The sequence below is a fragment of the Pseudomonas sp. AM14(2022) genome (assembly GCF_036346455.1).
Lineage (GTDB): Bacteria > Pseudomonadota > Gammaproteobacteria > Pseudomonadales > Pseudomonadaceae > Aquipseudomonas > Aquipseudomonas putida_A.
On sequence record NZ_JAOTNY010000003.1, the window covers coordinates 552,054 to 561,659 of the forward strand.

Consider the following 9,606-nt stretch of genomic DNA (forward strand, 5'->3'; position numbering starts at 1 on the left):
GCTTGAGGAAAGTTCCATTCACTTTGCGACATACGGCGAAGTACTGCTGAAGGGGAGGGACGCGTAGCGGCAGATGAGCGACAGATTTTTGTCACTCGGGTGATTCACCACCGTTACGTAGCGTTAGTGGGTTCGCTGCATTGATCAGGATTCTGAAGTGCTTGAAAGCACTGAAGTTTCCTCGTTTGCGCAACCTGCGAAACGAACTGTCGAGGTGCGAGCGTCGCCCCGACAACCCGATTGAGCCATGGGCTGCTTCGCGAACCAGTGCCGACGGTGGTCGGCAGCGGAGGAATTCACATGGCAACGCTCATCGGGACAGTCACTAAAGTCATTGGTCAGGTTTTTGCGCAGGGCACCGACGGCACGCGCCGCGCCCTGATCGAGGGCGACCGCTTGTTTGCCGGCGATCAAGTGATCACCGGCGCAGAAGGTGCCGTCGCCATTCATCTGCAAAATGGCCACGAGTTGACCCTGGGCCGCGACAGCAGCATGACCATGTCCGGGCAGCTGCTGGCCAATCAGGCGGTGCACATTGATTCCCCTGAAGCGCTGACGCCGAGCGAAGCGCAACTGACCGATGTCGAGCAGATTCAGAAAGCCATCGCCGCCGGCGAAGACCCGACCAAAGCGGCAGAGGCCACCGCCGCCGGCCCGAATGCACCGGGCGGCGCGCCAGGTGAGTTGGGTGGCGGCCACAGTTTTGTGCTGCTGACGGAAGTCGGTGGGCGCGTGGATCCGGTGATCGGCTTCCCGACCGCCGGGTTCAACGGTATTCCCGAGTTTCCCGAAGAGCGGCATAACGCAGTCATCGACAATGGCGACAACACGCCGATCGTGCCGCCACCGGTCAACAACCTGGTGACCCTCAGTGGCCTCGCCGTGCCTGGCGGTGAGCTGACCCTCAACGAAGCCAACCTGCCTGCCGGCTCCTCGGCCAACCCCGGCGCGCTGACCCAGAGCGGCAGCTTTACGGTGTCGGCGCCGGACGGTCTGAGCAGCCTGAACATCGGCGGTATCAACGTGATCAGCGGTGGTGTGGCGGCCGGTTTCCCGCAGTCGATCACCACGCAACTGGGCAACACCCTGACCATCACCGGGTATAACGCCAGCACCGGCGTGGTCAGCTACAGTTACACCCTCAACGGCAACGATGCCCATCCGGCCGGTGACGGCGCCAACAGCCTCAGTGAACATTTCACCGTGGCCGCAAGCGACAGCAATGGCGACAGCGCCACCGGCTCGCTCGACGTCAACATCATTGATGACGTGCCCAAAGCGGCGAATGACAGCAACGCCAACACCGCCTCGGAAACCCAGTTGACCTTGACCGGCAACGTCCTGACCAACGACGTGCAAGGCGCTGACCGCGTGCCCACCGGCCCGGTCACTGCCGGTACCTTTACCGGCACTTTCGGCACCCTCGTATTGAATGCCAATGGCACGTACACCTACACGCTGAATACCAGCGACGCAGACTTCAAAGCGCTGCACGGTGGCGGCAATGGCACCGAGACTTTCACCTACACCCTCACCGATTCGGACGGCGATACCAGCACTGCGAATCTGGTTCTGCAGATTCACAACAACGACGATCCGGTGCTGATCAACGGCTTGAGCGTCGAGGGTGGCGAGCTGACGGTTTATGAAAAAAACCTCGGCACCGGCAGCGAGCCGGATTCCGCTGCGCTGACCCAGAGCGGCACGTTTACTATCACTGCGCTGGACGGCGTCACCACGCTGACGGTGGGCGGCATTGCCGTGGTCACCAACGGCGTTGCTGCAGGCTTCCCGCAATCGGTGACTACACCGCTGGGCAGCACGCTGACTATCACCGGTTTCAATGCGACCACCGGGGTGGTGAGTTACAGCTACACCCTCGATCACAACGATGCGCATCCGACCGGCAACGGTGCCAATACCTTGCCTGAGCAATTTGCTGTCACCGTGGTGGACGACAACGGCACGACTGCCAATGCGACCCTTGACGTTAATGTGGTCGACGACCTGCCAAAAGCGGTGAATGATTCCAACGCCAACACTGCGTCGGAAACCAATCTGACCCTCACTGGCAACGTGCTGACCAACGACGTGCAAGGTGCCGACCGCGTGCCCACCGGGCCCGTCACTGCCGGCACTTTCACCGGTACCTACGGCACCCTCGAACTGCACACCGACGGCACTTACACCTACACGCTGAACACCAACGACGCCGACTTCAAAAACCTGCACGGCGGCGGTAATGGCACCGAGACTTTCACCTACACCATCACCGATTCGGACGGCGATACCAGCACCGCGAATCTGGTTTTGCAGATCCACAACAACGACGATCCGGTGGTCATCAGTGGCCTGGATGTGAATGGCGGCGAACTCACCGTTTACGAAAAAAACCTCAGCACCGGCAGCGCGCCTGATACCAACGCGCTAACTCAAAGCGGCACCTTCACCATCACCGCTCTGGACGGCGTCACCACGCTGACCGTCGGCGGCATTGCGGTGGTCACCAACGGCGTGGCCGCAGGTTTCCCGCAATCGGTTACTACACCGCTCGGCAGCACGCTGACCATCACCGGTTTCAACGCCACTACGGGTGTTGTGAGTTACAGCTACACGTTGATCGACAACGAGGCACACCCAACCGCCAACGGCGCAAACAACTTGCCCGAGCAGTTCGCCGTAACGGTAGTGGATGACAATGGCACCACCGCCAACGCGACCCTCGATGTGAACATCATCGATGACCTGCCAAAAGCCGCGAACGACAGCAACGCCAATACCGCGTCAGAGACCAATCTGACCCTCACCGGCAATGTCCTGACCAACGACGTGCAAGGCGCCGACCGCGTACCGACCGGCCCAGTGACTGCCGGTACGTTCACCGGCACCTACGGCACCCTGGAACTGCACACCGACGGCACCTACACCTACACGCTGAATACCAGCGACGCCGACTTCAAAAACCTGCACGGTGGCGGCAATGGCACCGAAACCTTCACCTACACCATCACCGATTCCGACGGCGATACCAGCACCGCCAACCTCGTCCTGCAGATCCACAACAACGACGATCCGGTGATCATCAACGGGCTCGACGTCAATGGCGGTGAACTCACCGTCTACGAGAAAAATCTCACTGACGGCAGCGCACCGGATTCCACCGCACTGACCCAAAGCGGCACCTTCACCATCACTGCGCTGGACGGCGTGACGAGCCTGACCGTCGGTGGCATCGCCGTGGTCACCAACGGTGTAGCCGCAGGCTTCCCGCAATCGGTCACCACACCGCTGGGCAGCACGTTGACCATCACCGGATTCAACGCGACTACGGGTGTCGTCAGCTACAGCTACACCCTGGTCGACAACGAGGCACACCCAACCGCCAACGGCGCCAACAATCTGCCTGAACAGTTCGCCGTCACCGTAGTGGACGACAACGGCACCACCGCTAACGCAACCCTCGATGTGAACATCATCGATGACCTGCCAAAAGCCGTGAACGACAGCAACGCCAACACCGCGTCGGAAAGTCAGTTGATCCTGACTGGCAATGTGCTGACCAACGACGTGCAAGGCGCCGACCGCGTGCCCACCGGCCCGGTCACTGCCGGTACGTTCACCGGCACCTACGGCACGCTGGAACTGCACACCGACGGCACCTACACCTACACGCTGAACACCAACGACGCCGACTTCAAAAACCTGCACGGCGGCGGCAACGGCACCGAGAATTTCACTTACACCATCACCGATTCCGACGGCGATACCAGCACCGCCAACCTCGTTCTGCAGATCCACAACAACGACGATCCGGTGATCCTTAACGGTCTCGATGTGAATGGCGGCGAACTCACCGTCTACGAAAAAAACCTCAGCGACGGCACCAGCCCCAATGCGTCGGCGCTGACTCAAAGCGGCACCTTCACCGTGACCGCGCTCGACGGTCTGCAAACCCTGACCGTGGGCGGCATCAACGTCGTCACCGGTGGTGTGGCCGCAGGCTTCCCGCAATCGATCGTTACGCCGTTGGGCAGCACGCTGACCATCACCGGCTACAACCCGGCGACTGGCGTGGTCAGCTACAGCTACACCCTGGTCGATAACGAAACCCATCCGAACGGCAATGGCGCCAACAGCATCACCGAGAACTTCAACGTGGTGGCGACTGACACTGACGGCAGCACCGCCAGCGGCCAGATCAACGTCAACATCATCGATGACCTGCCGAGCGCGCATGCCGATGCCGCGTCGGTGGCGGAGGGCGGCACCGTCAGCGGCAACGTGCTTGACAATGACATCGGCGGCGCCGACGGCCCGGCCGTGACCGGCGCGGTGGTCGGTGTGCGCGCCGGCTCCGACACATCCACCTCGGCCATCGGCGGCCTCAACAGCAACATCAATGGCACCTACGGTTACCTGACCCTCGATGCCAACGGCAACGCGGTCTATCACAGCAACCCCAATACCGTGAGCGGCCCCGGTGCGGTGGATGTATTCACCTACACCGTGCGCGATTCCGATGGCGATGAAAGCACCACCACCATCACCATCGATGTCGCCAATAGCAAGCTGTATGCGACCAGCGACACCGACGTCACCGTCTACGAAAAAGCCCTCGACCTGACCAAGGACGGCGCCGATCTGGCCCCGGGTACGGTCATCGGCAGCGATCCGACCAACACTGGCGAAACCGCCTCCGGCACACTGGTCGGTTCGGTCACCGGTGCGGTCGGCGCCATCAGCTATGCGCTGGTCGGCAGTGCCACCGGCAACTATGGGCAGATCGTGCTCAACCCCAACGGCACTTACACCTACACCCTGACCTCGCCCGCGACCACCACACCGCATGCCGACGACGGGGCCAATACCCTGACTGAAACCTTCACCTATCAGGCCACCGATTCGCTGGGCAATGTGGTCACCAGCACCATCGTTGTCAGCATTGTCGATGACGTGCCCAAGGCGATGAACGACAGTAACGCCACCAGCGCCTCGGAAACCCAGCTGACCCTGACCGGCAACGTGCTGAGCAACGACGTGCAGGGTGCGGACGTGGTCGCCACCGGACCGAATGCCGGGCCGATCACCGCCGGTACCTTCACCGGGACTTACGGCACGCTGGTGCTCAATGCCAACGGCACTTACACCTACACGCTTAACCCGGCTGACGCCGACTTCAAAGCGCTGCACGGCGGTGGAAACGGCACCGAGACATTCACCTACACGCTCACCGATGCCGACGGCGATACCAGCACCGCCAACCTGGTGCTGAACATCCACAACAACGACGATCCGGTGGTGCTCAACGGCCTCGACGTCAATGGCGGCGAACTCACCGTCTACGAGAAAAACCTCAGTGACGGCACCAGCCCTGACACCCCGGCACTGACCCAGAGCGGTACGTTCACCGTCACTGCCCTGGATGGCCTGCAAACCCTCACCGTCGGTGGCATTGCCGTCGTGACCAACGGGGTCGCCGCAGGCTTCCCGCAATCGGTGGTGTCGCCGCTGGGCAGCACGTTCACCGTCACCGGTTACAACCCGGCGACCGGCGTGGTCAGCTACAGCTACACCCTGGTGGACAACGAAAACCACCCGACCGGTAACGGCGCCAACAGCCTCACCGAAAACTTCAACGTGGTCGCGACCGACACCGACGGCAGCACCGCCAGCGGCCAGATCAACGTCAACATCATCGATGACCTGCCGACCGCCAAGGCCGACACCGGCTCGGTGGCGGAGGGCGGCACGCTCAATATCAGCGTGCTCGGCAACGACGTCACCGGTGCCGATGGCGCAGCGGCAGGCGGGGCCGTGGTCGGCGTGCGCGCCGGCAGCAACACCGCGACCTCGGCCATCGGCGGCCTCAACAGCAACATCAACGGCGCCTACGGCTACCTGACTCTGGACGCGGCGGGCAACGCCATTTACCACAGCAACCCGAACTCGGTGAGCCCACCGGGCGCCACCGATACATTCACCTATACCATCCGCGACGGTGACGGCGACGAAAGCACCACCACCATCACCATCAATGTCGCCGACAGCAAACTGATTGCTTCGGTCGATCAGGACGTGACGGTCTACGAAAAAGCCCTCGACCTGACCAAGGACGGCCAGGACCTGGCCCCCGGCACGGTCACCGGCAGCGACCCGACCAACACCGGCGAAACCGCCACCGGCACACTGGTCGGTGCGGTCACTGGCGGCAGCGGGGCGCTCACCTACACCCTGGTCGGCAGCGCCACCGGCACTTACGGGCAGATCCAGCTCAACGCCGACGGCACTTACACTTACACCCTGACCTCGGCACCGAAAACCACGCCGAACGCCAACGACGGCGCCAACACCCTGAGCGAAAGTTTTACCTACAAAGCCACCGATGCGCTGGGCAACAGCACCACCAGCACGATTGTGGTCAACATCATCGACGACGTGCCCAAAGCCGTGGCGTCGGATCGTTCGGTGGCGGCGGTGGAGATCGATTCCAACCTGCTGATCGTCCTCGACATCTCCGGCAGTATGGCCGACGCCTCCGGTGTACCGGGGCTGTCACGGCTGGCGCTGGCCAAGCAGGCCATCAGTGCCTTGCTCGACAAGTACGATGATCTTGGCGATGTGAAGGTACAGCTCGTCACCTTCAGCAGTAATGCCACTGACCGGACTTCGGTGTGGGTCGATGTGGCGACGGCCAAGTCCATACTCGCTGGCCTCACCGCCGGTGGCGGTACCAACTACGACGCTGCCGTGGCGGTGATGCAGACCGCGTTCAACACCTCGGGCAAACTCACCGGGGCGCAGAACGTCGGCTACTTCTTCTCCGACGGCAAACCCAACGAAGGCGACATCAACGCTGCCGACGAAGCCGCGCTGAAAAACTTCCTCGATGCCAACAACATCAAGAACTACGCCATCGGTCTGGGCAGCGGCGTGAGCAACGCCAACCTCGATCCGCTGGCCTATGACGGCATCAGCCACACCAACACCAACGCGGTGGTGGTCACAGATCTCAATCAGCTCAACTCGGTGCTCTCGGGCACCGTCGAAGGCGCGCCGGTCACCGGTTCGCTGCTGGGCGAGGGCGGTACCTTCGGCGCCGATGGCGGTTTCATCAAATCCATCGTGGTCGACGGCACCACCTACACCTATGACCCGCGCGCCAACAGCGGCCAGGGTTCGTTGACCGCATCCGGCGGCACCAACCACGGCACGTTCAACACCGTGAACAACACGATCAGCATCGCCACCAACAACAGCGGCACGCTGGTAATCAACCTCGACACCGGTGACTACAGCTACACCTCGCAGAAAACCACAACCACGGTGATCACCGAGAACATCGGTTTCACCCTCAGCGACAACGACGGCGACCTCGCCAGCTCGACGCTGACCGTGAAAGTGATCCCCAACTCGCCACCGGTGGCGACGGACGACCACGTCATCACCAACGTGCTGTCGAGCAACATCACCGTGCCGGGCGAACTGTTGCTGGCCAACGACACCGACCCGGACGGCGACACGCTCAACGCCTCGCCGACCAGCTTCAACACCGGTTGGGTAGCCAAGGGCGCGGACTTCACCGGTACCGGCGCGATCAACTTCGCCGGCACCGGCAACACTGCCGCCAACCAGAACCTGGCTGACGTACGCGCTGCGTTCGCCGCCAACACCGCCGCGATGACCGCAGTGCTGGTGGTCAGCGGTTACCTCGGTGCGGTGACCAGCGCCAATGCCAACGATGAAGACCTGATCACCGTCAAACTGAAACAGGGCGAGACGCTGAACCTGGATCACAACCTCGCGGCCGGCCACGTCACCATGGAGTACTCGGTCAACGGCGGCGCGTTCGTCAGCATCGCCGATGGCGGCACCATCACCGCCAGCGCCGATGGCACCTACCAGATTCACGTGACCAACATCAGCAACACCAGTGGCAGCAATCCGACGGCAGCGGAAAACTATCAATTGACCATGACGGTCAACTACGCCGGCGCCCATGACGTGACGCCGGACTTCAACGGCACCTACACCGCCAATGACAACCATGGCGGCAGCGACACCGCCAACGTCAGCATCACCTATCAGGATGGCCACACCCTCACCGGCACGGCCGGGGATGACATTCTGGTGGCGGGCACCGGCAACAACATCCTCAATGGCGGCGACGGCAATGATGTACTGACCGCCGGTTCCGGCAACAACGAGATGCACGGCGGCGCGGGTAACGACTTGCTCTACAGCGGCCCGGGCAATGACATTCTCGACGGCGGCACCGGCATCGACACGGTCAGCTATGCCCACGCCACCGCCGGGGTCACGGTCAACCTCGGCCTGCTCGGCGCGCAGAACACCATCGGCGCCGGCACCGACACGATCAGCAACATCGAAAACCTGGTCGGCTCGAACTTCAACGACACCCTGACCGGCGACAACAATAACAACGTGATCAACGGCGGGCTGGGTAACGACATCCTCAACGGTGGCGGCGGTGATGACCTACTGATCGGCGGCATGGGCAACAACACCCTGACGGGCGGGGCCGGCGCGGACACCTTCCAGTACCTCAAGGGCAACAGTGGCCACGACACCATCACCGATTTCACCCCCGGCACCGACAAGCTCGACCTGTCGCAACTGCTGCAAGGTGAAAACGGCACCACCGCGTCGCTCGACGATTACCTGCACTTCACCGTCACCGGCAGCGGCGCCTCGGTGCTCACCAGCATCGACGTCAGCTCCCTGGCCGGCGCCACCCCGAACCAGACCATCGACCTCGCCGGCGTCAACCTCGCCAGCCACTACGGCGTGACCCCGGGGGCGGGCGGCGTAGTGGCCGGCGGGCACGACACGGCGACGATCATCAGCGGCATGCTCAATGATCATTCGCTGAAAGTGGACACGGTGTGATCAAGGCCTGAAACGACAAAACCCGCCGCCCCGATCAGTCGGGACGGCGGGTTTTGTCTGTCTGGAGAACTGTGTTGCCAGTGAGTCAGCCTTCGCGAGCAAGCTCGCTCCCACATTGGATTTAGGGTGCTCACCATTGTGTGAACAACAAGGCTCCCCTGTGGGAGCGGGCTTGCTCGCGAAAGCGGCCTCCCAGCCGACCAATCCCCAACTGAATACACTCGGTCAAATGGTGGGAGCTGGCTTGCCAGCGATGGCGGCCTACCCGCCGACCAACCTCCCACCTGAATGCACGCATTCCAACTGTGGGAGCGAGCTTGCTCGCGAAAGCGGCCTCACAGTCGACCAATCCCCAACTGAATACACTCGGTCAAATGGTGGGAGCTGGCTTGCCAGCGATGGCGGCCTCCCAGCCGACCAACCTCCCACCTGAATGCACGCATTCCAACTGTGGGAGCGAGCCTGCTCGCGAAAGCGGCCTCACAATCGACCAATCCCCAACTGAATACACTCGGTCAAATGGTGGGAGCTGGCTTGCCAGCGATGGCGGCCAACCAGCCGACCAACCTCCCATCTGAATGCACGCAATCCAACTGTGGGAGCGAGCCTGCTCGCGAAAGCGGCCTCACAATCGACCAATCCCCAACTGAATACACTCGGTCAAATGGTGGGAGCTGGCTTGCCAGCGATGGCGGCCTA

General features: G+C 62.2%; 1 protein-coding gene. It reads left to right on the plus strand.

Annotated features, from left to right (window positions below; translation table 11 throughout):
- The first annotated feature begins 300 nt into the window (after positions 1–300).
- Positions 301–8,907 (plus strand): retention module-containing protein, encoded by an 8,607-nt coding sequence (locus V3W27_RS09455; RefSeq protein WP_330206453.1) that lies wholly within the window; start codon positions 301–303, stop codon positions 8,905–8,907.
- Positions 8,908–9,606 lie beyond the last annotated feature (699 nt).

Excerpts from the sequence above, each read along its gene's own strand:
- V3W27_RS09455 (WP_330206453.1), top strand. The coding sequence starts at position 301 with ATGGCAACGCTCATCGGGACAGTCACTAAAGTCATTGGTCAGGTTTTT.